Below are 21,763 nucleotides of genomic sequence, written 5' to 3' on the forward strand. Positions count from 1 at the left end.
ACAGCGCTATTAAAGCGCGGTAATGAAAAAGGGAGATCCGAAGATCTCCCTTTTCTGTACATCCGGTGTGATCAGTCGAACACGCCGAAAGTCATGTAGCTGAACCACGAGCGGTCGGTGTCGGTAGATTCCGGCTCCGGCTCTTCGATCACGTCGCCGTTCTCGTCTTTAGGCTTGAGCTCGTTCGGGATCGAATCTTTCGCGTCCTGATACTGCTTCTGCACGTCCTGGTTGGCGCGGGTCTCTCCCGGCGGCAGCGGCGGACGCGACTCGATCAGACCGAGGGTCGCCTTGCTCAGGAACGAACGGTTGTCGGCTTCTGCAACCCTTGGCACGAACTGGCCGTCTTGCAGGGTCGGGTGATCCGGGTAGTTGAGCTTCAGGGTTTCCAGGCTGGTGTTGGCCAGTTCGTCCAGGTGCAGACGCTGGTAAGCCTCGGTCATCACCGCCAGGCCGTCGCCGACCGATGGGGTTTCCTGGAAGTTTTCCACTACATAACGGCCACGGTTGGCGGCGGCGACGTAGGCCTGACGGGTCAGGTAATAGTCGGCTACGTGGATTTCGTAGGCGGCCAGCAGGTTGCGCAAGTAGATCATGCGCTGCTTGGCGTCCGGCGCGTAGCGGCTGTTCGGGTAGCGGCTGGTCAGCTGGGCGAACTCGTTGTAGGAGTCGCGGGCAGCGCCCGGGTCACGCTTGGTCATGTCCAGCGGCAGGAAGCGCGCCAGCAGGCCGACGTCCTGGTCAAAGGAAGTCAGACCCTTGAGGTAATACGCGTAATCCACGTTCGGGTGCTGCGGATGCAAACGAATGAAACGCTCGGCGGCAGACTTTGCAGCTTCCGGCTCGGCGTTCTTGTAGTTCGCATAGATCAGTTCGAGTTGTGCCTGATCGGCGTAGCGACCGAATGGATAACGCGACTCCAGAGCCTTCAGCTTGGCTGTGGCGCTGGTGTAGCTATTGTTGTCCAGGTCCTGCTGAGCCTGCTGATACAGCTCGGCTTCACTCAGGTTTTCGTCTACGACTTCCTTCGATGAGCAAGCAGCGGTCAATGCGAGGATGGCGATCAGCAGCAGGTGTTTCACTTGCATGGCGGCTTGCGTCCCTATGACGGCCGCTGTCTTGGGCGGGGCCGTCCTGTTATGATGAGCGCCCCGTTGAAAAGCCTCGGGGCAAAAGACGCCGTATTTAACCACAAGCGCGCAGCCGAAACCAAAAGCTGTGCCGACGCACAGTCAGAGCATGTCCGATAAAATTGAACTTCGCGCAGAGGTGCCGTCCGAATTGGGCGGCCAACGCCTCGATCAAGTCGCTGCCCAACTCTTCGCTGAGCACTCTCGCTCGCGCCTTTCCGCCTGGATCAAAGAAGGTCGCCTGACTGTGGACGGGGCGGTCATCCGCCCGCGCGACATCGTTCATGGCGGTGCCATCCTTGAACTGACTGCCGAGCAGGAAGCTCAGGGTGAGTGGATCGCCCAGGACATCGAACTCGATATCGTCTACGAAGATGACGACATCCTGGTGATCAACAAGCCTGCGGGCCTGGTGGTGCACCCGGCTGCCGGTCACGCCGATGGCACCTTGCTCAACGCCTTGCTGCACCACGTGCCGGACATCATCAATGTCCCGCGCGCCGGTATCGTGCATCGTCTGGACAAGGACACCACCGGTCTGATGGTGGTGGCCAAGACCATTCAGGCGCAGACAAAGCTTGTTACTCAATTGCAGAGTCGCAGCGTCAGCCGGATCTACGAGTGCATCGTGATTGGTGTTGTCACCGCCGGGGGCAAGATCAACGCCCCGATCGGTCGTCACGGCCAGCAGCGCCAGCGCATGGCGGTGATGGAGGGCGGCAAGCCTGCCGTCAGCCACTATCGCGTGCTGGAGCGTTTCCGTTCCCACACTCACGTGCGGGTAAAACTGGAAACCGGTCGTACTCACCAGATTCGCGTGCACATGGCGCACATCAACTTCCCGTTGGTCGGCGATCCGGCGTACGGCGGTCGCTTCCGCATTCCGCCAGCTGCAAACGTGAACATGGTCGAAACCCTCAAGCAATTCCCGCGTCAGGCACTGCACGCGCGTTTCCTTGAGCTGGATCATCCGACGACCGGTCAGCGCATGAGCTGGGAATCGCCGTTGCCGGAAGATTTCGTCTGGCTGCTGACCCTGCTCAAACAGGATCGCGAGGCCTTCATCGGATGAACTGGCTGACGCCGGACTGGCCTGCGCCGGCCAGCGTCAAGGCCTGTGTCACCACCCGCGAGGGGGGTGTCAGCGAGGCGCCGTTCGACAGCCTCAATCTGGGCGATCATGTTGATGATCGTCCCGAGGCGGTTGCCGAGAATCGTCGGCGTCTGACCGATCACTTCTCTATAAAGCCTGCCTGGTTGCAGCAAGTTCACGGGATTGCCGTGGCACATGCTGACCCAGGCATTGTTGCGACTGCCGATGCCAGCTGGACTGCAACGCCCGGTATTGCCTGCACCGCAATGACCGCAGATTGTTTGCCGGCGTTGTTCTGCAATCGCGCGGGTACTCGCGTTGCCGCAGCCCATGCCGGTTGGCGTGGTCTGGCGGCGGGCGTGCTTGAGGCAACTCTCGACAGCCTCGATGTTCCGGCTGCAGAGGTGCTGGTCTGGCTCGGTCCAGCCATTGGCCCGAAAGCCTTTGAAGTCGGCCCGGAAGTGCGGGAAGTCTTCATCAATCAACTGCCTGAAGCAGCAGAAGCGTTCGTACCGAGCGACAATGCCGGCAAGTTCATGGCTGACATCTACATGCTGGCGCGCCTGCGTCTGGCAGCCCGTGGTGTCACTGCTGTTTATGGTGGCGGTTTCTGCACCGTGACCGACCCGCGCTTCTTTTCTTACCGCCGTGCATCTCGCACTGGTCGGTTCGCCTCCCTTATCTGGCTCACCCGCTAGACTTGCCTGACCTGCATCAACTCTCCGCCGCTTGAATCTCGCAGAATCGACCGCATCTACAGTGGTATCTGGCAGGTTTCTTTATTCAGGATGGTTTTTAGGTCCGGCCTGCTCAAAAGGAAGGTGACCCATGCGTATAGACCGTTTAACCAGCAAATTACAGTTGGCCTTGTCCGACGCCCAGTCGTTGGCTGTCGGCCACGATCATCCGGCCATCGAGCCGGCGCACTTGATGCAGGCCATGCTTGAACAGCAGGGTGGTTCGATCAAACCTCTGTTGATGCAAGTAGGCTTCGACGTCAACAGCCTGCGAAAAGAGCTGACCAAAGAGCTCGATCAATTACCAAAAATCCAGAACCCGACTGGCGACGTGAATATGTCGCAGGATCTGGCGCGCCTGCTCAATCAGGCTGATCGTCTGGCCCAGCAGAAGGGCGATCAGTTCATTTCCAGCGAACTGGTGTTGCTCGCTGCGATGGACGAAAACAGCAAGCTCGGCAAGCTGTTGCTCGGCCAGGGCGTGAGCAAGAAAGCCCTGGAAAACGCGATCAACAACCTGCGCGGTGGCGAAGCCGTCAACGACGCCAACCACGAAGAGTCGCGTCAGGCGCTGGATAAATACACCGTCGACCTGACCAAGCGCGCCGAAGACGGCAAGCTCGATCCGGTGATCGGCCGTGACGACGAAATCCGTCGCACCATTCAGGTTCTGCAGCGTCGCACCAAGAACAACCCGGTGCTGATCGGTGAACCTGGCGTGGGTAAAACCGCGATTGCCGAAGGTCTGGCCCAGCGCATCATCAATGGCGAAGTGCCGGATGGCCTCAAGGGCAAGCGTCTGCTGTCCCTCGATATGGGCGCGCTGATTGCCGGTGCCAAGTATCGCGGTGAGTTCGAAGAGCGCCTGAAATCGCTGCTCAATGAGCTGTCGAAGCAGGAAGGGCAGATCATTCTGTTTATTGACGAACTGCACACCATGGTCGGCGCCGGTAAGGGCGAAGGCTCCATGGACGCGGGCAACATGCTCAAGCCTGCGCTGGCTCGCGGCGAGTTGCATTGCGTTGGCGCAACCACGCTCAACGAGTACCGCCAATATATAGAGAAGGATGCGGCCCTCGAGCGGCGCTTCCAGAAAGTCTTGGTTGAAGAGCCGAGCGAAGAAGACACCATCGCGATCCTGCGTGGCCTCAAAGAGCGTTACGAGGTTCACCACAAAGTCGCGATCACCGACGGCGCGATCATTGCGGCAGCCAAGCTCAGCCACCGTTACATCACGGATCGGCAGTTGCCGGACAAGGCCATCGACCTGATCGACGAGGCCGCCAGCCGCATCCGCATGGAGATCGATTCCAAGCCGGAAGTGCTGGATCGTCTGGAGCGCCGTTTGATTCAGCTGAAAGTTGAATCTCAGGCACTGAAGAAAGAAAGCGATGAAGCGGCGATGAAACGCCTGGAAAAACTTCAGGAAGAAATCGTCCGTCTCGAGCGCGAATACTCGGACCTGGAAGAAATCTGGAACTCGGAAAAAGCCGAGGTGCAGGGTTCTGCACAGATTCAGCAGAAGATTGAACAGTCCCGTCAGGAACTGGAAGCCGCGCGCCGCAAAGGCGATCTGAACCGCATGGCGGAGTTGCAGTACGGAGTCATCCCGGATCTGGAACGCAGCCTGCAAATGGTCGACCAGCACGGCAAGAGCGAAAACCAGTTGCTGCGCAGCAAGGTGACTGAGGAAGAGATCGCGGAAGTCGTGTCGAAGTGGACCGGCATCCCTGTCTCGAAAATGCTCGAAGGCGAGCGCGACAAGCTGATGAAGATGGAAAGCCTGTTGCACAAGCGCGTGATCGGTCAGGAAGAAGCAGTCGTGGCGGTTTCCAATGCGGTGCGTCGTTCGCGCGCCGGGTTGTCCGACCCGAATCGTCCGAGCGGCTCGTTCATGTTCCTCGGCCCGACCGGTGTCGGTAAAACCGAGCTGTGCAAGGCACTCGCCGAGTTCCTCTTTGATACTGAAGAGGCGATGGTGCGGATCGACATGTCCGAGTTCATGGAGAAACATTCCGTTGCTCGGCTGATCGGTGCGCCACCGGGATACGTGGGTTACGAAGAGGGCGGTTACCTGACCGAAGCGGTGCGGCGCAAGCCTTACTCGGTGATCCTCTTGGACGAAGTCGAGAAGGCGCATCCGGATGTGTTCAACATTCTGCTGCAAGTGCTTGAGGATGGTCGCCTGACCGACAGTCATGGCCGTACGGTCGATTTCCGCAATACCGTGATTGTCATGACCTCTAACCTCGGCTCGTCGCAGATCCAGGAGCTGGTCGGTGATCGTGAGGCACAACGTGCGGCAGTCATGGATGCGCTGACTTCGCACTTCCGTCCGGAGTTCATCAACCGGGTCGACGAGGTGGTGATCTTCGAGCCTTTGGCGCGGGATCAGATCGCGGGTATTACCGAGATCCAGTTGGGCCGCCTGCGCAGCCGTCTGGCCGAGCGCGAGCTGAAGCTGGAACTGAGCCCGGAAGCGATGGACAAGGTGATAGCCGTCGGCTACGACCCGGTCTATGGCGCACGTCCTCTGAAGCGGGCGATCCAGCGCTGGATCGAAAACCCGTTGGCGCAACTGATCCTGTCGGGGCATTTCCTGCCTGGCGCGACAGCAACAGGCGCAGTGGAGAACGATGAAATCGTTTTCAACTGATCCGCAGCGTCAATGAAATAAGGAAGGCCTCGCATTGCGAGGCCTTTTTTTCGCCAGGCTGTTGAACTGAAAGGAAAAGGCTTGTAAAGTGCGCCCCGCAGTCAGTCACCCACAAGGGTTTCAGCTCACTGAGCGGAAATCTGAAATAAGTTGCAAATCATTAACTTGAAAGCGATTTAGGGGGTTGACAGAGGTGTTCTAGGTTGTAGAATAGCGCGCCTCAGACACACGAACGCAGCGATGCGAACGGAGTCTGAAAGCTTCAAGTTTCACCGTTGTAAATTGAAATATGTAGTTCCGTGATAGCTCAGTCGGTAGAGCAAATGACTGTTAATCATTGGGTCCCAGGTTCGAGTCCTGGTCACGGAGCCAATTTCAAACCGGGGTATAGCGCAGTCCGGTAGCGCGCCTGCTTTGGGAGCAGGATGTCAGGAGTTCGAATCCCCTTACCCCGACCATTTTTGGGTCGTTAGCTCAGTTGGTAGAGCAGTTGGCTTTTAACCAATTGGTCGTAGGTTCGAATCCCACACGACCCACCATTTTTGAAACCAGTTAACGCTGGGATCGAATCTTAAGATCAGAGGCCAAAAGCGCTGATCGAAGAAGGCGATCGAAAGGTCGCCTTTTTTTTACCGGGGTATAGCGCAGTCCGGTAGCGCGCCTGCTTTGGGAGCAGGATGTCAGGAGTTCGAATCCCCTTACCCCGACCATATTAAAAATCCTCGTATCGAAAGATACGGGGATTTTTTTTGTCCGCAATTTATAAGCGCAACAGCAACAGTGGTTGTTTGAGGCGTAAAAAAGCCGCGTTTCCAAAGGAAGTCGCGGCTTTGTCCAAGGCCGACTCAGGCGCCGTCTTGATCTTTCAGGTGTTCGAACAGGCCCTTGGGCATTTTCTTGCCGTTGGCTTCGAAGTTGGCTTTCACGTTGTTGTAGGCCTCTTGCTCATCGATGAAGCCGTCATGGTTGGTGTCGATCTTGTCGAAATCTGACTTCGGCGCGACTTTGATGAATTCAGCGCGTGAGACTTTGCCGTCGCCATCGCTGTCAGTCTTGGCCATCGAGGCATCGCCGCATTTGCCTTCACCGCATTTGCCTTCCGGGGTTTTTACCGAGGTTTCTGCTGAAGCGACCATATAGCCCTGAGCCAGCGGCTGCGCGGCGAATACCGAGCCGGACAGCATCAGACCTCCTGCCAGCGCTGCGCCGAACAGGCCAATGGATTTTTTGCCGAGAGTCGAGTGATGGGACATTGCATTCTCCTACGGTTGCACAGCGCAACCACACGTTAAGGACGATCCGCCGGAGCAGGTGTGCTCGGGTGGGGCCATTAGGCGGTGGTGGTGTATCGCGTCTGTGTCGTGGAGCGGGGCGTTTGTAAGCGAAGGTGGGGATGGCGGGGGAGGATACAGTCAGACACATCTCTCCAGATCACCCTCAAACCCTGTAGGAGCATTCGAGTGAAACGAGGCTGCGATCTTTTGATCCTGATCTTTAAAAGCCAGATCAAAAGATCGCAGCGTGCCGCAGCTCCTACAGATGTTGCATCAATGCAGCTTCAGACGCGGCTCAGTCCCGCGACCAATTTTGCTGCCTAGCATCAGCATCGCCGTGCGGAACGGCCCGTACAGCGCCACTTGGTGCATGCGATACAGCGACACGTAAAACATCCGCGCCAGCCAGCCTTCAAGCATCACGCTGCCAGTCAGGTTACCCATCAAGTTACCCACAGCCGAAAAGCGCGACAGCGAAATCAGCGAGCCGTAGTCGGTGTATTTGTATTCCGGCAGGGTCTTGCCTTCGATACGCAGTTTCAGCGACTTGGCCAGCAGCGACGCCTGTTGGTGCGCGGCTTGCGCACGCGGCGGCACGTTGCGGTCGGAGCCAGGTTGCGGGCATGCGGCGCAATCGCCGAACGCGAAGATGTTTTCGTCGCGGGTGGTCTGCAAAGTTGGCAGCACTTGCAGTTGATTGATGCGGTTGGTTTCCAGGCCATCGATATCCTTGAGGAAACCCGGTGCACGAATGCCCGCCGCCCAGACTTTCAGGCTGGCCTTGATTTCGTTGCCATCGGCGGTAATCAGGCTGTCGGCCGTCACTTCGCTGACCGACGCGTTGGTCATCACGTTGACCCCGAGTTTCTCCAGGGTCTTGTGCACCGGCCCGCTGATGCGCTCCGGCAGGGCAGGCAGCACCCGCGGCCCGGCTTCGATGAGGGTGATGTGCATGTTTTCCGGTTTGATGCGGTCGAGGCCGTACGCTGCCAGTTCATGCGCGGCGTTGTGCAGTTCTGCCGCCAGCTCGACGCCGGTAGCGCCAGCGCCGACGATGGCCACGCTGATCTGCTGGATCACATCGGTTTGTCCGGCATGTGCGCGCAGATAGTGGTTGAGCAGTTGCTGGTGGAAGCGCTCGGCCTGTTTGCGGGTGTCGAGGAACAGACAGTGCTGCGCCGCGCCCTGAGTGCCGAAATCGTTGGTGGTACTGCCGACTGCGATCACCAGCGAGTCATACGCCACTTCGCGGGCTGGCACCAGTTCGACGCCGTTTTCGTCGTAGGTGGCGGCCAGCTGGATTTTCTTCGCGGCGCGATCAAGCCCGCTCATGCGCCCCAGCTGGAACTCGAAGTGGTTCCATTTGGCCTGGGCAACATAGTTGAGTTCGTCTTCGGAGGAGTTCAGCGATCCAGCCGCTACTTCGTGCAACAGCGGTTTCCAGATGTGCGTCAGGTTCGCGTCGACCAGCATCACGCTGGCCGTGCCGCGCTTGCCCAGAGTCTTACCCAGACGGGTAGCCAACTCCAGACCGCCGGCGCCGCCGCCGACAATAACAATACGATGGGACATGGGGATAACTCGCAAGGTTTTTAAAGGAAATCGGTGCGGTTACCCGAGCGAGCGCGATGCTGCTCATAGCGTCAGGTAACTGATAAATCGGCTCAACAGGCCCAGACCAATGGTCACTGCCAGCACCAGCACCAGGAGCATCCACGGCCTGAAAGGCCGGCGCTCGACACGGTGTTGGGACAGTTGCAGGTACTCTTCGACATGCTTTTGGTCTTCGGGTTTCAGGCGGCTGGTCATAAAGGCCTCGTCAGGTAGACGTTGCTGAATGTGCAGAAGCTACAGCGGTTTTCAACCGGGGTTGAACGCAGCATAGCCGCTGTCCGGTACCGGTTCGACAGACAGGCTATCGTCGAGGCGAATGATCCCGCTTTGTAACACCCGCGCGGTGATTCCGCCATGCCCGCGCACCGCTTGAAAGGTGCCGGGGCCGAGGTTGTTCTGCAGGCGTGCGCAGGGTTGGCACCAGCCGGTTGTTTCAAAAATCGCCTGACCGATACGAAAGCGCCGGCCCTTGAGGCTGAACAGGTTGATCCCGCTTATAACGAGATTGCGCCGCAGATCTTCAGGTTTTACCGGTTGATCGTGTGGTCGCCCCATCAATGCGCTGATCACCGCCAGATGTTCCCACTGAATCAGCGTCACTTGCCGCGCATTGCGCACCCCGGGGCGGGCGTGGTCGCCGGTCAGTCCGGCTTCAAGGCGTGCCTCAACGGCATCAAGTTCGAGCATCGGTCCACGGGATTCGGGGCGCACGCCGATCCAGCGCACCGTGCCGGTTTGCGGGACATCGGCGATCAATTGCTGCAGCGGCGTCACAGGCTGATCCCTACATCGAAGACGATGCTGCGCCCCAGGTTACTGCGCAGAAAGTCCGGTGCATCGGGGTGCGCAAACAGCACGCGGGCGAACGTCGGGCCGACGAGGGATAGCGAGCGCCAGCCCTGACGCAGATATTCGGTTGGCGGTGGAAAGTGGCTGTTGAGGTCCAGCACTTCGCGCTTGAGGCTGGCGAACGCGATGATGTCCAGTTCGCCCAGATCCATGCCGCGTTCCTTGTAGTTGTGGGCTTTTTTGCGCAGCGTCGGGGCGAGGCGCAAGAGGAATTCATTGGCCGGAATCCGCTTCGGCTTGGCTTCGCGGCGCACCAGTTGACTGAGGGAAAATGCGCTGCGCCGACGTTGCAGTTCATCGCGCCATTCGTCGTTAAGCCTGCGCCCCTCGTCGAGGACGAAGAATACTTCGAAGTTGGCGTCGCGAAACAGCACGTCCGGCGGCTCGCCGGCAGGCGCGAACTCGTCGGCGCGATAAGGAATGTTCAGGCCTTGCAGCAGGCGCTGGCAGACCCAACGCTCACGCTCCCATTTGCGGGCATTGGACAGGAATGCGTTGGCCTGCTCGGCCGCGATGGTCAGCAGGCGTAAGTAATCTGAGTCATCCATAGGCCAAGCTTAGCGTTCAAATGTGATCGAAGTAGTGGCCAGGAACAACTCTTCCCGGTTACGTCATCCCCAGCCAGTTTGGCAGGGCCAGCGAAATCCACGGTACATAGGTTATCAAGATCAGGAACAGTAACAGGATAATCAGCCAAGGCATCGCGGCACGGATGGTGGCACCCAGCGACATGCCTGTCACCGCCGACGTGACGAACAGGTTCAGCCCCACGGGCGGGGTAATCAGCCCGATCTCCAGGTTCACCACCATGATGATGCCCAGGTGGATCGGGTCGATCCCCAACTGCACGGCAATCGGAAACAGGATCGGCGCCAGGATCAGGATGATTGCCGAGGGCTCCATGAACGCCCCCGCCACCAGTAACACGATGTTCACCACCAGCAGGAAAGTCACCGGCGTCAGCCCCGCGCCGATGACCCAGGCGGTGATCTGTTGCGGAATTTGCTCGGTGGTCAACACATGAGCGAACAGCATGGCATTGGCGATGATGAACATCAGCATGATGCTCAGCTTGGCGGATTCCAGCAGCACTTTCGGCGTTTCACGGAAGGTCATGTCCTTGTAGACGAACAGTGCAATGAATGCCGAATAGACCGCCGCCACTGCCGCCGCCTCGGTCGGGGTGAACATTCCTGAGTAAATGCCACCCAGGATGATGACCATCAGCAACAGACCCCAGATGGCTTTGCGTGCTGCCGTAAACCATTCACGAACGGTGGCTCGAGGCATGGCGGGCAGGTTTTTCCTGACGGCGACGATGTAGATGGCAATCATCAAGAAAGTACCCAGCAGCAAACCCGGTATGACTCCGGCCATGAACAGTTTGCCGACCGAAGTCTCCGTCGCAGCGGCGTACACCACCATGACAATGGAGGGCGGAATGAGAATGCCCAGCGTGCCGGCATTGCACACGATGCCGGCACCGAACGCCTGTGGATAACCGGAGCGAACCATGCCCGCAATTGCGATGGAACCTACGGCCGCGACCGTTGCAGGGCTCGAGCCGGACAGCGCGGCGAACAACATGCACGCGAGGACGGCTGCGATGGCCAGGCCGCCGCGAATATGACCGACACACGCATTGGCAAAGTCGATCAGGCGTCGCGCGACGCCGCCCGTGGTCATGAACGCACCGGCCAGTAAAAAGAACGGGATCGCCAGTAACGTGTAGTGCTCGGATGTCTCGAATAACTTGATGGCCAGTGAGCGCACGGAGTCGGGGCTGAACAGAATGATCGTCATCGAGCCGGCCAAACCTAGGGAAATGGCGATCGGTACACCGATGAACATCAGCACGAACAGGGCGACGAAGAGGAACAGAATGGTCATTTCTTGTCATCCTCATGGTCGGTCAGTTTCAGCGCATCTGCGGCTTCATCGGCCAGGCCCAGGCCGGTTTGACGGTTCTGCACGATGCGCACGAGGATTTCGGCAAAGCGAATGAACACCAGAGCGAAACCGACTGGCACGATCAGCCCGATGTGCCACTGCATGATGCCGTAGTGACCGAGATCCTCAGCGCCGATACCGGCGATGAACAACGTTTGAATCCATTCGAAACTGCTGACACTGAGCAGCCCCGCATAGCCGAGACAGCACAGGCAGGCAATGATGGCGATGATGCGCTGAGCCGGTTTGCTTGCCAGCTTCACCAAGGCATCGACACCGATATGCCCGGCAGTGCGCACGCCATAGGACAGGCCAAAAAAGATCAGCCAGGCAAACAGGGCTTTGGTCAACGCGATGCTCCACGTCATGGCCTGGGCCATTCCCATGATGCTGTCGCCAATTGCGAATAACGATTCACTGGCGCCTTGCCATTGCTCGGCGAAGCTGTAGAAAACGCTATAGAGGTTGTTCAGGATGACGTAAACGAACGTCACCAGCGTCATTGCCGCCAACAGGAAAACAATGAAGCCTTCCTCGAAGTGGTCCCAGATGCGCCGCAAGGCATTCATGAATGGCTGCTCCCGATCGAGTGACGACAATGAAACAGGTGCCGCCCCTTTGAGGCAGCACACGCGGGCAGATTTACTGAGCCTGGTTCGAGGCGTCGGCGGCCTTGATCAGGTCGGCGCCGATAGCACCTTCGAACTTCGCCCAGACCGGCTTCATTTTTTCACGCCACTCGCCGCGTTGTTCCGGAGTCAGCAGGATGATTTCAGTGGTTTTGGCGTCGACGATATGCTGTTTGGCGTCCTGGTTGAGCTTCTCGGCGTCTTTGTTCACCTGGGCGGTAACCTCGACGATTATCTTGTCCAGTTCGGTTCTCACATCCGGCGGCAGGCCATTCCAGAACTTGGTGTTGGTGATCAGCATGTAGTCGAGCAAGCCATGGTCGGATTCAGTGATGAACTTCTGCACCTCGTGCATTTTCTGACTGAAGATGTTCGAGTAAGGGTTTTCCGCGCCATTCACCACACCGGTCTGCAAGCTCTGATACACCTCGGCGAAGCTCAACTTGCGCGGGTTGGCTTTCACTGCTTTGAATTGCTCATCCAGTACCGCCGACGCCTGTACACGGAATTTCAGACCCCGGGCATCGCCCGGTACAACCAGCTTCTTGTTGGCGGACAGCTGCTTCATGCCGTTGTGCCAATAAGCCAGCCCTGTGATGTTCTTGCTTTCCATCGACTTGAGCAGTTCCTGGCCTTGAGGGCTGCGCTGGAAACGGTCGACGGCCGAGATGTCGTTGAACAGGAACGGCAAGTCGAATAGCTGCAGTTTCGGTGTGTATTGTTCGAACTTGGCCAGCGACGGTGCAATGAGCTGCACATCACCCAGCAGCAGTGCCTCCATTTCCTTGCCGTCGCCAAACAGCGAAGAGTTCGGGTAGACCTCAACCTTGACCTTGTCCTTCAGACGCTCTTCGACGAGTTTCTTGAACAGCAGGGCGCCTTGGCCTTTGGGCGTTTGCTCGGCGACGACATGGGAAAACTTGATAACGATTGGATCGGCCGCCAGCGCCAGGCCCGATACGCCCAGCGCGAGGGCGCAGACGACCGCGTTGCGCAATGATTTAAGCATTGAGATGTTCCTCTTGTTTTAGTTCTCGTGCGGTTCATGGCTCAAAAGCGTTTGCACGGTGGACAAGAGGAGTCTAGGCAATAAATCTCAAAGGGTTGTCGAGACTAGTATTTCCAGAAAACCGGTGTGAGCAGCACCAGGACGGTGAGGATCTCCAGTCTTCCCAAAAGCATGCCGACAGTCAGCAGCCATTTGGCAGCATCGGGCAGTGTGGAAAAATTACCCGCCGGGCCAATGATCGAGCCAACGCCAGGCCCGACGTTGCAGACGGCGGTAGCCGCGCCACTCAATGCAGTTGTCCAGTCCAGGCCGATGAGCGCCAACCCCATGGCGATCGCCCCGATAGTGATGGTGAAAAAGAATGAAAACGTCAGCAGCGAGCGGGCGATGTCTTCGTCGATGGGGTGTTTGTTGTATTTTTTTCGGATCACGGCGCGAGGGTGGATCAATTGATTCAGACTGCCCATCAGCAGTGTGCCGGCCACTTGAAAGCGGAATATTTTAAGACCGCCAGCGGTGGAACCGGAGCAGCCTCCGACAAAGGTCAGATAGAAGAACAGCAATACGGCAAAACTGCCCCATAACGTGTAATCCCCCAGCGCTACGCCGGTCGTCGTGACCACCGATGTCACGTTGACCGCCACGATCCGGAACGCTTCCCACCAGCCGTACTCGCTGTGCAAGCACAGCCAGGTACCGACCAGCACCCAGGTAATGAGCAAAAAGCCAATGAACCCGCGTACCTGATGATCTTTGAACAAGGCCCGTTTGTTGCCGCGAAGCATGCTCACATACAGCGTGAAAGGGAGGCTGCCCAGAATCATGATAGCGACCGCCACCCAATGAATGGACGGTTGCGTCCAATGTGCGAGCGAGGCATCGGAGGTCGAAAATCCTCCTGTGGAAATCAATGACATTGAATGGTTGATGGCTTCGAACGGCGTCATCCCTGCTATCCACAGGGCCAGCGTGGCAAGACCGGTAAGCCCGATATAAAGCCCCAGAATGTATTTGGCGGCGACATGGGAGCGCGGCGTGACCTTTTCCGACCAGTCGGATGATTCAGTCTTGAATAGCCGCATGCCCCCGACCCGCAGTAATGGCAGGATAGCCACCGCCATGCCGATGAAGCCGATCCCGCCCAGCCAATGCAGCATCGATCGCCAGATCAGCAATCCTGGAGATGCCGTGTCCAGCCCGGTGAGGATGGTCGATCCAGTCGTGGTGATGCCTGACATCGTTTCAAAAAACGCATCGGTGTAGCTGATGTGCTGGATAAGCACCATGGGCAATGCGGCGAATATGCACACAACCACCCAACTGGCGGTCGTCAGCATGTACATATCGCGAGGACGCAAATGAACGTTCTCGGGGCGACCCTTGTTAATCATCAGCAGCCCGCAAAGCGCTGTGATCAAGCTCGACCACAGGAAGGCCGACATATCATCTTTGCGATCATGGATCACCAGCGTCAGCATCGGTATCAGCATGCTCACCGCCAGCGTGATCAGAATAATTCCCAGAATGAAGCTGATGAGCCGTACTACCGCAATGGACATAGATAACGCCTGTTTTGTTAGCGCCGCGCAGTATCGGCGGGCCTGTTGTCTCGTCCCGTAAAGTTTTCGTAACTTTTTCTTTCCTCCGTATTTACTGCACGCCACGCGCAGAAGCGTGACACGGCGAGTCGCAAACGGCGGTATAGACTGAGATCTGTCTCGACGGGAGATCCGCGTGAAAAATATATCAGTGTTGCTGCTCGATCTTCGGCTGGCGTGGCCCCAGGCGTCAGCGAAGGCTCACCTATGATCGGCGCCGAACTGCTGTCATCCACAAGCCTGACGCTCGGATGGCTGATTTACCTGCCGGTGCTGCTCTGGGCGATTGTTCGTGCTCCCTGGGTCGAATTGTTCAGTGACAGCCGTCGCCAGCATCTGTTGTTCGGCACGGTGTTCGCGTTGTTTCTGTTGTGGCTGGTGCGCCGAGATTTCGACACCGGAGTGTCTTATCACTTCATTGGCATGACGGCGGTGACGTTGCTACTGGACTGGCCGCTGGCGATTGTCGGCGGGTTGGTGGCGCAGGTCGGTCTGTTGCTGCTCGGGCGCCAGGATCTCGCGGCGCTGGGGGTCAACGGTGCGTTGTTCATTCTGCTGCCGGTGCTGATTACCGAGTGCGTGGCGATCCTCGTCGAGCGCGCCCAGCCACGCAATCCTTTTGTGTACATCTTCTGCTCCGGGTTTCTCGCCGCCGCGCTGTCGGCGTTGCTGTGTCTGCTGCTGAGCCTGACATTGCTCTGGTACGACGGCCTGTTTGCCATGCCCGAATGGCTGGAAGACTTTATCGGCTACCTGTGGCTGATCATATTCCCCGAGGCTTTCATCAACGGCATGGTGGTCAGCGCACTGGTGGTGTTCAGCCCGGAATGGCTGGAGACGTTCAATCGCACGCGCTACCTTTCGGCACCCTGGAAGGACGACGACCCCAAGTCTTGATCCATATCAAACCCGCCACGCGCGCGGCATTTCATGCTCGGCCAAATCCCTTCAGGAGTGGCAGCATGAGTGTTTACGAGTGGGCGCGGCAGCAAACCCGGCAGAGTCTGGAGATGGCGCAAGAAGTAGGTTTTGACCCGGGTTTGAGCTTGCGCGCCTTGCTCAGTGCGGTGGTGCAACAGAGCAAGACCGTGCGCAACGCCGAAGACTTGGCCGACGAGTTGCGCTTTCTGGCGGAAAACCTCGACGACGATCAGGACTACGGCTTCATGCGACCCTGACGGGATCAGTGGCGCGGATCGAAATCGCCGGAAAACAGTTCATCCTCGGCATCCGGTGCGACCGGGATCTTGTGCTCTTCGGAGGCCCAGGCGCCGAGGTCGATCAGTTTGCAGCGATCGGAGCAGAACGGCCGGAATTTGTTATCCGGCGTGAATTCCACGGGGGCGCCACACGTTGGGCATTCTACGGTTGGGATCTGGCTCATGATTGGCCTCCACTTAAAGTCAGGTAAAAGTCATGCAGGCGCTCGACCTCGCTGTGCAGCCAGGCGAGGTCGCGGTCGTTGACCACCACGTCGTCGGCACGGCTCACGCGGTCTTCACGGCTCGACTGGGCCTTGAGGATCGCCTGAACCTGCTGTTCGCTGGTCTGGTCACGCTGCAAGGTGCGTTCGATCTGCAGTTGTTGCGGAGCGTCGATCACCAGGATTCGCTGGGTCATCGCGTACTGCCCGGATTCGATCAACAGCGGCGAAACCAGAATCGCATAGGGCGATTTTGCCTGCGCCAGATGATGGGCGATTTCCTCGGCGATCAACGGATGCAGCAGGGCTTCGAGCCAGCGGCGCTGCTCCGGGACTTCGAAGATCAGCTTGCGCAGGGCGGCGCGATCCAGCGTGCCGTCAGCCTGCAACACGCCAGCGCCGAAGTGCTCGGCAATCCTGGCCAGCGCCGGGCGCCCCGGCTCGACCACCCAACGTGCTGCGTGATCAGCGTCGACCACATGGATGCCAAGGTCGATGAAGTGCTGGGCCGCGGCGCTTTTGCCGCTGCCGATGCCGCCGGTCAGGCCGAGAATCCAGGGTTTTTCCACAGGGGTATTCATTTCAAACCGACAAACTGCCAATAGAAGTCGGTTATTTGACCACCCCAGAGCAAGGCAATCCAGCCGGCAATTGCCAGATAAGGTCCGAAGGGGATCGGCGTCGAGGTTTTCTGCTCGCGCACACGCAGCAAAATCACCCCGATAATCGCTCCCACCAGCGAAGACAACAGGATCGTCAGCGGCAGAATCTGCCAGCCACCCCAGGCGCCGAGCAGCGCCAGCAGCTTGAAATCACCGTGACCGATGCCGTCCTTGCCGGTCAGCAGTTTGAACAGCCAGAACACCGACCACAGCGCCATATAACCGGCCACCGCGCCCCACATGGCATCGTGCAGCGGCACGAACAGCCCGAAACTGTTGACGATCAGCCCCAGCCACAACAATGGCAGCACCAGCACATCGGGCAACAATTGATGCTCGGTGTCGATCAGGCTCATCGCCAGCAAGCCCCAGGTGAGGAAGATCAACAGACAGGCCGCCCAGCCAAAACCCACATGCCAGGCGATAAACGCTGAAAGCAGTCCACAACTCAGTTCGGCCAGCGGATAGCGTTTGCTGATGGGCGCTGCGCACGCGGAGCAGCGCCCGCGCAGCCACAGATAACTGAGCAGCGGAATGTTTTCCCACGCACGAATTCGATGTGCGCAGTGCGGACACTCGGAGTGCGGCAGCATCAGGTTGTAAGTGGGCTGCGGCGTTTCGCCGGGTAGACCGAGTACGTCCTGCGCCTGCTGGCGCCAATCGCGTTCGAGCATTTTCGGCAAGCGCCAGACCAGCACATTGAGAAAGCTGCCGACGATAAGACCGAGCAGCAACGCGGTGAAGACAAAGGCCAGTGGGTACAGGGCAAACAGTTCGTCGATAGGCATGTCAGATCGCTGAGCCGAGTTGGAAGATCGGCAGGTACATCGCCACCACCAGACCGCCGACAATCACCCCCAGGACGACCATGATGAACGGCTCCATGAGGCTGGTGAGGTTGTCGACCATGTTATCCACTTCGTCCTCGTAAAACCCGGCGACCTTGGCGAGCATCTCGTCCAGCGCGCCGGACTCTTCGCCGATGGCAGTCATCTGCACCGCCATGTTGGGGAAAACCCCGGTGGTGCGCATGGAGAAATTCAACTGCATGCCCGTGGAAACGTCTTGGCGGATGCGCAATACCGCACGCTTGAACACCACGTTACCCGTGGCGCCGGCCACCGAGTCGAGCGCTTCCACCAACGGTACGCCGGCAGCAAACGTGGTCGACAAGGTCCGGGCGAAGCGTGCAACGGCGGATTTGTACATCAGCGTGCCTACCAACGGCAGCTTCAATAGCCAGGTGTCTTTGCGATCGCGCATCGCCTGGGATTTTTTCAGCGCATGGCGGGTGCCGAAAAAAGCGGCCACCAGAGCAACGAGTATCGCCCACCACCATTGCTGCATGAATTCCGAGAGGCTGATGACCATCAGGGTGAACCCAGGCAACTCTGCACCGAAACCGGAAAAAACCGACTCGAACTGCGGCACCACTTTCACCAGCAGAATCCCGGTTACCACGGCTGCAACCAGCACCACGGCGGTGGGGTAGGTCATGGCTTTCTTGATCTTGGCCTTGAGGGCTTCGCTTTTTTCCTTATAGGTTGCGACCCGTTCCAGCAGCGTATCGAGGGCGCCGGACTGTTCGCCGGCATCCACGAGGTTGCAATACAACTCATCGAAATATTGCGGCTTCTTGCGCAGGGCGTTGGCGAAACTGTTGCCGGCGGCGACCTCCTGTTTCACCTCGTCGACCAGTTTGCGCATGGCCGGGTTTTCGAAGCCCTCACCGATGATGTCGAACGACTGCAGCAGCGGCACGCCAGCCTTCATCATGGTCGCCATCTGCCGCGTGAACAGGGCGATGTCGCGGGGCCTGATGCGTTTGCCGAAGCTGAAAAACGAGGCGGTTTTTTTGCGCACCTTCCCCGGATTGATCCCTTGTTTGCGTAGTTGAGCCTTGATCAGTGCCGGGTTCTGCCCGCTTAATTCACCGCTGAGTTTGCTGCCTTTCTTGTCCGTGCCTTCCCAGGCGTAGACGCTGATTTTCGCTGCCTCGACTGCCATGTTCAGTCCTTGGTGACCCGGTTGATTTCTTCCAGGCTGGTAATGCCTTGCATGGCCTTGCGCAGACCTGAGGTACGCAAGTCGTCGTAGCCGTCGCGGCGCATCTGAATGTCGATTTCCAGCGAGTTGCCCTCGGCCATGATCAGTCGTTGCAGGTCTGCTGTGTTCTTCACCACTTCATAAATCCCCACGCGTCCCTTGTAACCGCCATTGCAGTGATCGCAACCGACTGGCTCGTAGATCGTGAAACTGCCGATGCGTTCCTCGGGGAAGCCTTCCTTGATCAGGGTTTCGCGCGGAATCTCGATGGCTCTCTTGCAGTGGCTGCACAACTTGCGCGCCAGCCGCTGGGCGATGATCAGGCTGACAGAGGTGGCGATGTTGAAACCGGGGATACCCATGTTGTGCAGTCGCGTCAGGGTTTCGGCGGCGCTGTTGGTGTGCAGTGTGGACAATACGAGGTGACCGGTTTGCGCAGCCTTGATCGCGATCTCGGCGGTTTCCAGATCGCGGATCTCGCCGACCATGATCACGTCCGGATCCTGACGCAGAAACGAGCGCAAGGCCTGGGCAAAGTCGAGCCCCTGCCTGGGGTTGACGTTGACCTGGTTGATGCCTTCCATGTTGATCTCCACCGGGTCTTCGGCGGTGGATATGTTGATGTCGACCGTGTTGAGAATATTCAGCCCGGTGTACAGCGACACGGTTTTGCCCGAGCCAGTGGGGCCGGTGACCAGAATCATCCCTTGTGGCTGCTTCAGTGCTGCCAAATACAGCTCTTTCTGCTCAGGCTCATAGCCGAGGGCGTCGATGCCCATCTGCGCGCTGGAGGGGTCGAGGATCCGGATCACCACTTTCTCGCCCCACAGGGTCGGCAGGGTATTGACCCGGAAGTCGATCGACTTGCTTTTGGACAGGCGCATCTTGATCCGTCCGTCCTGCGGTTTGCGCCGTTCCGAGATGTCGAGGCTGGCCATGACTTTCAAACGTGCGGCGATGCGCCCGGCCAGTTGGATCGGCGGCCTGGCCACCTCGCGCAAAATGCCGTCGGTGCGCACCCGTACCCGGTAGTTCTTTTCGTAAGGCTCGAAATGCAGGTCGGAGGAGCCGCTCTTGATCGCATCGAGCAGCATCTTGTGGACGAAACGCACCACCGGCGCATCGTCGGCGTCTTGCCCGCCGATGGCGTCCTGCTTGTTGTCGTCGATCGATTCGACATCGAGGCCGTCGAGATCAACGTCGGCCATGTCTTCGAGACCGCTGGCGTGGGTGTCGAAGAATTTTTCGATGGCGTCGCTGAGCTTGTCGTCCTCCACCAGGATGGCTTCGGTGCTCAATCCGGTGCTGAACTGGATGTCGTTGATCGCTTGATGATTGCTGGGGTCGGAAATCCCCACGAACAGCTTGTTGCCGCGTCGCCACAAGGGCAGGGCGTGATGCTGGCGTATCAGTTTTTCACTGACCAGGCCTTTGGGCTGGGTTTCCTTGTCCAGGCAATTAAGGTCGAGGAACGCCATGCCAAAGTGCTCGGAGGCGATCTCGGCTACCTGCGCGCTCTTTACCAGTTTGTTCTGCACCAGATAACTGACCAGCGACAGCCGATTGCGCTGGGCCTGTTGCGAGGCCTGCTCGGCGCTTTTTTCCGTCAGCAGTTCGGCCTGCACCAATTGTTTGGCCAGACCGCTCAGAGCGATGTCATTCATGGGGATTCCGCACGCTTGCCGTTCATGACTTATAGCCTAGTCAAGTGAGAGCGCCTAACACGGTCGGTGCAGGTGACAAAAAGTGTCAGATAGTGCGGTTGCGGGTTGTAGGAAACTGCGTAGGGCGACGCTGGCGCTTTGTGTGCAGGGCTCAGGCGCTTGGCATGGGCTATGCTCGGTTCATCTCAGATCATGAGATTTCGACTCATGCATGGAGCGTTTCTATGAAAAAACAACAAGGTTTTACGCTGATCGAGCTGCTGATCGTTGTGGCGATCATCGGGATTCTGGCGACTATCGCCCTGCCGCAGTATTCGAAATATCAGGCGCGATCCAAGGTAACGGCGGGGCTGGCAGAGATCAGCGCTCTGAAAGTGCCGTTTGAAGACACCATCAATCAGGGCACCGATCCGACGCTGACACTGGTGGCCGGTGGTGCTGCGGCGACGACATCCAACTGTACATTGGCGGCTACGGGCACAGCCTCGTCGGGTGCCGGTTCAATCACTTGCACACTGGTCAATGCGCCAGGTCCGGTGCTGGGCAAAACCATCACACTCAGTCGCTCAGGCGCAACCACGGGTGCCACATCGGGCGTGTGGACGTGTGCAACGACGGTTAATGCCGAATATTCCCCTAAAGGCTGCACGGCCAGCGGTGCGTAATTCGTCAGGCTACATTCAATAGATGCCCCGCAATGCGGGGCATTTTTCATTGCGCAGCGCTTCACAAAAGCTTCAATAATTTCAGCGCCTTAGGAACTTTTCAAAAAGCCGCAACTTGCATGTGAATATTCAACAAGTCATGCATTTTGCATGAATCCGGAATTTTGCATTATTTGTAAGCTGTTGATTTATAACGATTTTATGTCTTCCAAAAAGTTGGCACAGCGTTCGCAATATCTACGGTAACCCTGCTGACAAGACATCCAGCAGACTTTCCAGAAAAACAGGAGTTACTCGTATGAAGAAGTTCGCTATCACTGCCGCTGCTGCTACCGCGCTGACCCTGACCATGGCTTCCGGTGCATTCGCACAATCGGCTCAGGCTACCCAGGCTCCAATGACTCTGGCTGCCGGTGAAGTCACCGAGATGAAACAAGATACTTCCGATACCTGGATCACCACCAAGGTCAAAGCTGACCTGGTAACCGAAAAAGGCATTCCAGGTACCGACATTAAAGTTGAAACCAACCAAGGCGTTGTATCGCTGTCGTCGACTACTGCCGTAACCGATTCGCAGAAAACTACTGCAGTAGCCATCGCCAAGAAAATCAAAGGCGTTAAAGCGGTCTCCGCTGACGGCCTGAAAGCCGAGTAAGGCATGACTTCTCGCCTGGACCGGGAGAAGGGGCGACAGACGGGCCGAGCAATACGTCTGCCGCAACTTTAGAGTTCATGCGACCGGTCACACGGATGTGACCATTACA

General features: G+C 58.1%; 22 protein-coding genes and 4 tRNA genes. 11 read left to right on the forward strand and 15 right to left on the reverse strand.

The window, feature by feature from the left end:
- Positions 1 to 71: 71 nt before the first annotated feature.
- Positions 72 to 1,088: an outer membrane protein assembly factor BamD gene (locus tag ICA16_RS24945; RefSeq protein ID WP_150617369.1), complete on the reverse strand. Its 1,017-nt coding sequence runs from the start codon at positions 1,086 to 1,088 to the stop codon at positions 72 to 74.
- Positions 1,089 to 1,239: 151 nt separating this feature from the next.
- Between ICA16_RS24945 and rluD the strand changes: the two genes are divergently transcribed.
- The 7 genes from rluD (at position 1,240) to ICA16_RS24980 (ending at position 6,326) form a co-directional block, all read left to right on the forward strand.
- Complete coding sequence (rluD, locus tag ICA16_RS24950) at positions 1,240 to 2,202, forward strand: 23S rRNA pseudouridine(1911/1915/1917) synthase RluD (protein ID WP_042561128.1); 963 nt, start codon at positions 1,240 to 1,242, stop codon at positions 2,200 to 2,202.
- The gene (gene pgeF, locus ICA16_RS24955) at positions 2,199 to 2,921 is read left to right on the forward strand and encodes a peptidoglycan editing factor PgeF (RefSeq protein ID WP_210701855.1); all 723 of its coding nucleotides are present in this window, start codon (positions 2,199 to 2,201) and stop codon (positions 2,919 to 2,921) included. The genes rluD and pgeF overlap by 4 nt, the downstream gene beginning before the upstream one ends.
- 130 nt (positions 2,922 to 3,051) lie before the next feature.
- Positions 3,052 to 5,616 (forward strand): ATP-dependent chaperone ClpB, encoded by a 2,565-nt coding sequence (gene clpB, locus ICA16_RS24960; protein WP_210701856.1) that lies wholly within the window; start codon positions 3,052 to 3,054, stop codon positions 5,614 to 5,616.
- Between the two features lie 296 nt (positions 5,617 to 5,912).
- Positions 5,913 to 5,988: transfer RNA gene (locus tag ICA16_RS24965), tRNA-Asn, on the forward strand.
- A gap of 9 nt (positions 5,989 to 5,997) precedes the next feature.
- Positions 5,998 to 6,074, forward strand: a tRNA-Pro gene (locus ICA16_RS24970).
- Between the two features lie 5 nt (positions 6,075 to 6,079).
- Positions 6,080 to 6,155: transfer RNA gene (locus ICA16_RS24975), tRNA-Lys, on the forward strand.
- A gap of 94 nt (positions 6,156 to 6,249) precedes the next feature.
- Positions 6,250 to 6,326, forward strand: a tRNA-Pro gene (locus ICA16_RS24980).
- Positions 6,327 to 6,461: 135 nt separating this feature from the next.
- Here the strand turns inward: ICA16_RS24980 and ICA16_RS24985 are convergent.
- The 9 genes from ICA16_RS24985 to ICA16_RS25025 form a co-directional block, all read right to left on the reverse strand.
- Entirely contained in the window at positions 6,462 to 6,869 is a 408-nt protein-coding gene (locus ICA16_RS24985) for an HvfA family oxazolone/thioamide-modified RiPP metallophore (RefSeq protein ID WP_150595326.1), read from the reverse strand.
- Positions 6,870 to 7,163: 294 nt separating this feature from the next.
- Complete coding sequence (locus tag ICA16_RS24990; RefSeq protein WP_150602212.1) at positions 7,164 to 8,462, reverse strand: NAD(P)/FAD-dependent oxidoreductase; 1,299 nt, start codon at positions 8,460 to 8,462, stop codon at positions 7,164 to 7,166.
- A gap of 63 nt (positions 8,463 to 8,525) precedes the next feature.
- Positions 8,526 to 8,699: a DUF3094 family protein gene (locus ICA16_RS24995; RefSeq protein ID WP_042561123.1), complete on the reverse strand. Its 174-nt coding sequence runs from the start codon at positions 8,697 to 8,699 to the stop codon at positions 8,526 to 8,528.
- 51 nt (positions 8,700 to 8,750) lie between these two features.
- Complete coding sequence (locus ICA16_RS25000; RefSeq protein WP_210554907.1) at positions 8,751 to 9,278, reverse strand: MOSC domain-containing protein; 528 nt, start codon at positions 9,276 to 9,278, stop codon at positions 8,751 to 8,753.
- Positions 9,275 to 9,901, reverse strand: coding sequence for a DUF1780 domain-containing protein (locus ICA16_RS25005; protein WP_007909887.1), 627 nt, complete (start codon positions 9,899 to 9,901; stop codon positions 9,275 to 9,277). Before ICA16_RS25005 ends, ICA16_RS25000 begins: the two co-directional genes overlap by 4 nt.
- Before the next feature lie 58 nt (positions 9,902 to 9,959).
- Positions 9,960 to 11,243: a C4-dicarboxylate TRAP transporter large permease protein DctM gene (gene dctM, locus ICA16_RS25010; protein ID WP_150602214.1), complete on the reverse strand. Its 1,284-nt coding sequence runs from the start codon at positions 11,241 to 11,243 to the stop codon at positions 9,960 to 9,962.
- Entirely contained in the window at positions 11,240 to 11,872 is a 633-nt protein-coding gene (locus tag ICA16_RS25015) for a TRAP transporter small permease (protein WP_150602215.1), read from the reverse strand. Before ICA16_RS25015 ends, dctM begins: the two co-directional genes overlap by 4 nt.
- 73 nt (positions 11,873 to 11,945) lie before the next feature.
- Complete coding sequence (locus ICA16_RS25020; protein ID WP_150597108.1) at positions 11,946 to 12,941, reverse strand: TRAP transporter substrate-binding protein; 996 nt, start codon at positions 12,939 to 12,941, stop codon at positions 11,946 to 11,948.
- A 104-nt stretch (positions 12,942 to 13,045) separates the two neighbouring features.
- A complete protein-coding gene (locus ICA16_RS25025) occupies positions 13,046 to 14,500 on the reverse strand; it encodes a TrkH family potassium uptake protein (RefSeq protein WP_210701857.1) in 1,455 nt (484 codons plus the stop codon).
- Between the two features lie 246 nt (positions 14,501 to 14,746).
- Between ICA16_RS25025 and ICA16_RS25030 the strand changes: the two genes are divergently transcribed.
- On the forward strand, positions 14,747 to 15,436 hold the full coding sequence (locus ICA16_RS25030; RefSeq protein ID WP_210701858.1) for an energy-coupling factor ABC transporter permease: 690 nt from the start codon (positions 14,747 to 14,749) through the stop codon (positions 15,434 to 15,436).
- 65 nt (positions 15,437 to 15,501) lie between these two features.
- A complete protein-coding gene (locus ICA16_RS25035) occupies positions 15,502 to 15,717 on the forward strand; it encodes a hypothetical protein (RefSeq protein WP_150602218.1) in 216 nt (71 codons plus the stop codon).
- Between the two features lie 5 nt (positions 15,718 to 15,722).
- On the opposite strand, the gene yacG is transcribed toward ICA16_RS25035, so the two are convergent.
- Genes yacG through pilB form a run of 5 tightly spaced genes read right to left on the reverse strand, consistent with a single transcriptional unit; the run spans position 15,723 to position 20,334 of the window.
- Positions 15,723 to 15,923, reverse strand: a complete 201-nt coding sequence (yacG, locus tag ICA16_RS25040; RefSeq protein ID WP_042561115.1) for a DNA gyrase inhibitor YacG — start codon at positions 15,921 to 15,923, stop codon at positions 15,723 to 15,725.
- A complete protein-coding gene (coaE, locus tag ICA16_RS25045; RefSeq protein WP_150617376.1) occupies positions 15,920 to 16,543 on the reverse strand; it encodes a dephospho-CoA kinase in 624 nt (207 codons plus the stop codon). The genes yacG and coaE overlap by 4 nt, the downstream gene beginning before the upstream one ends.
- Positions 16,540 to 17,412, reverse strand: a complete 873-nt coding sequence (locus ICA16_RS25050) for a prepilin peptidase (protein WP_210554912.1) — start codon at positions 17,410 to 17,412, stop codon at positions 16,540 to 16,542. Before ICA16_RS25050 ends, coaE begins: the two co-directional genes overlap by 4 nt.
- Position 17,413: 1 nt before the next feature.
- Positions 17,414 to 18,631, reverse strand: a complete 1,218-nt coding sequence (locus ICA16_RS25055; protein ID WP_210701859.1) for a type II secretion system F family protein — start codon at positions 18,629 to 18,631, stop codon at positions 17,414 to 17,416.
- A 2-nt stretch (positions 18,632 to 18,633) separates the two neighbouring features.
- Positions 18,634 to 20,334, reverse strand: coding sequence for a type IV-A pilus assembly ATPase PilB (pilB, locus tag ICA16_RS25060; RefSeq protein ID WP_210701860.1), 1,701 nt, complete (start codon positions 20,332 to 20,334; stop codon positions 18,634 to 18,636).
- Between the two features lie 224 nt (positions 20,335 to 20,558).
- Here pilB and ICA16_RS25065 point away from each other — a divergent pair, with 224 nt between their 5' ends.
- Together ICA16_RS25065 and ICA16_RS25070 are read left to right on the forward strand one after the other, a co-directional pair.
- The gene (locus ICA16_RS25065) at positions 20,559 to 20,999 is read left to right on the forward strand and encodes a pilin (RefSeq protein ID WP_210554914.1); all 441 of its coding nucleotides are present in this window, start codon (positions 20,559 to 20,561) and stop codon (positions 20,997 to 20,999) included.
- Between the two features lie 298 nt (positions 21,000 to 21,297).
- Complete coding sequence (locus tag ICA16_RS25070) at positions 21,298 to 21,654, forward strand: BON domain-containing protein (protein ID WP_150617380.1); 357 nt, start codon at positions 21,298 to 21,300, stop codon at positions 21,652 to 21,654.
- Positions 21,655 to 21,763 lie beyond the last annotated feature (109 nt).

The sequence above is a fragment of the Pseudomonas anatoliensis genome, from assembly GCF_017976235.1.
Classification (GTDB): Bacteria; Pseudomonadota; Gammaproteobacteria; order Pseudomonadales; family Pseudomonadaceae; genus Aquipseudomonas; species Aquipseudomonas anatoliensis.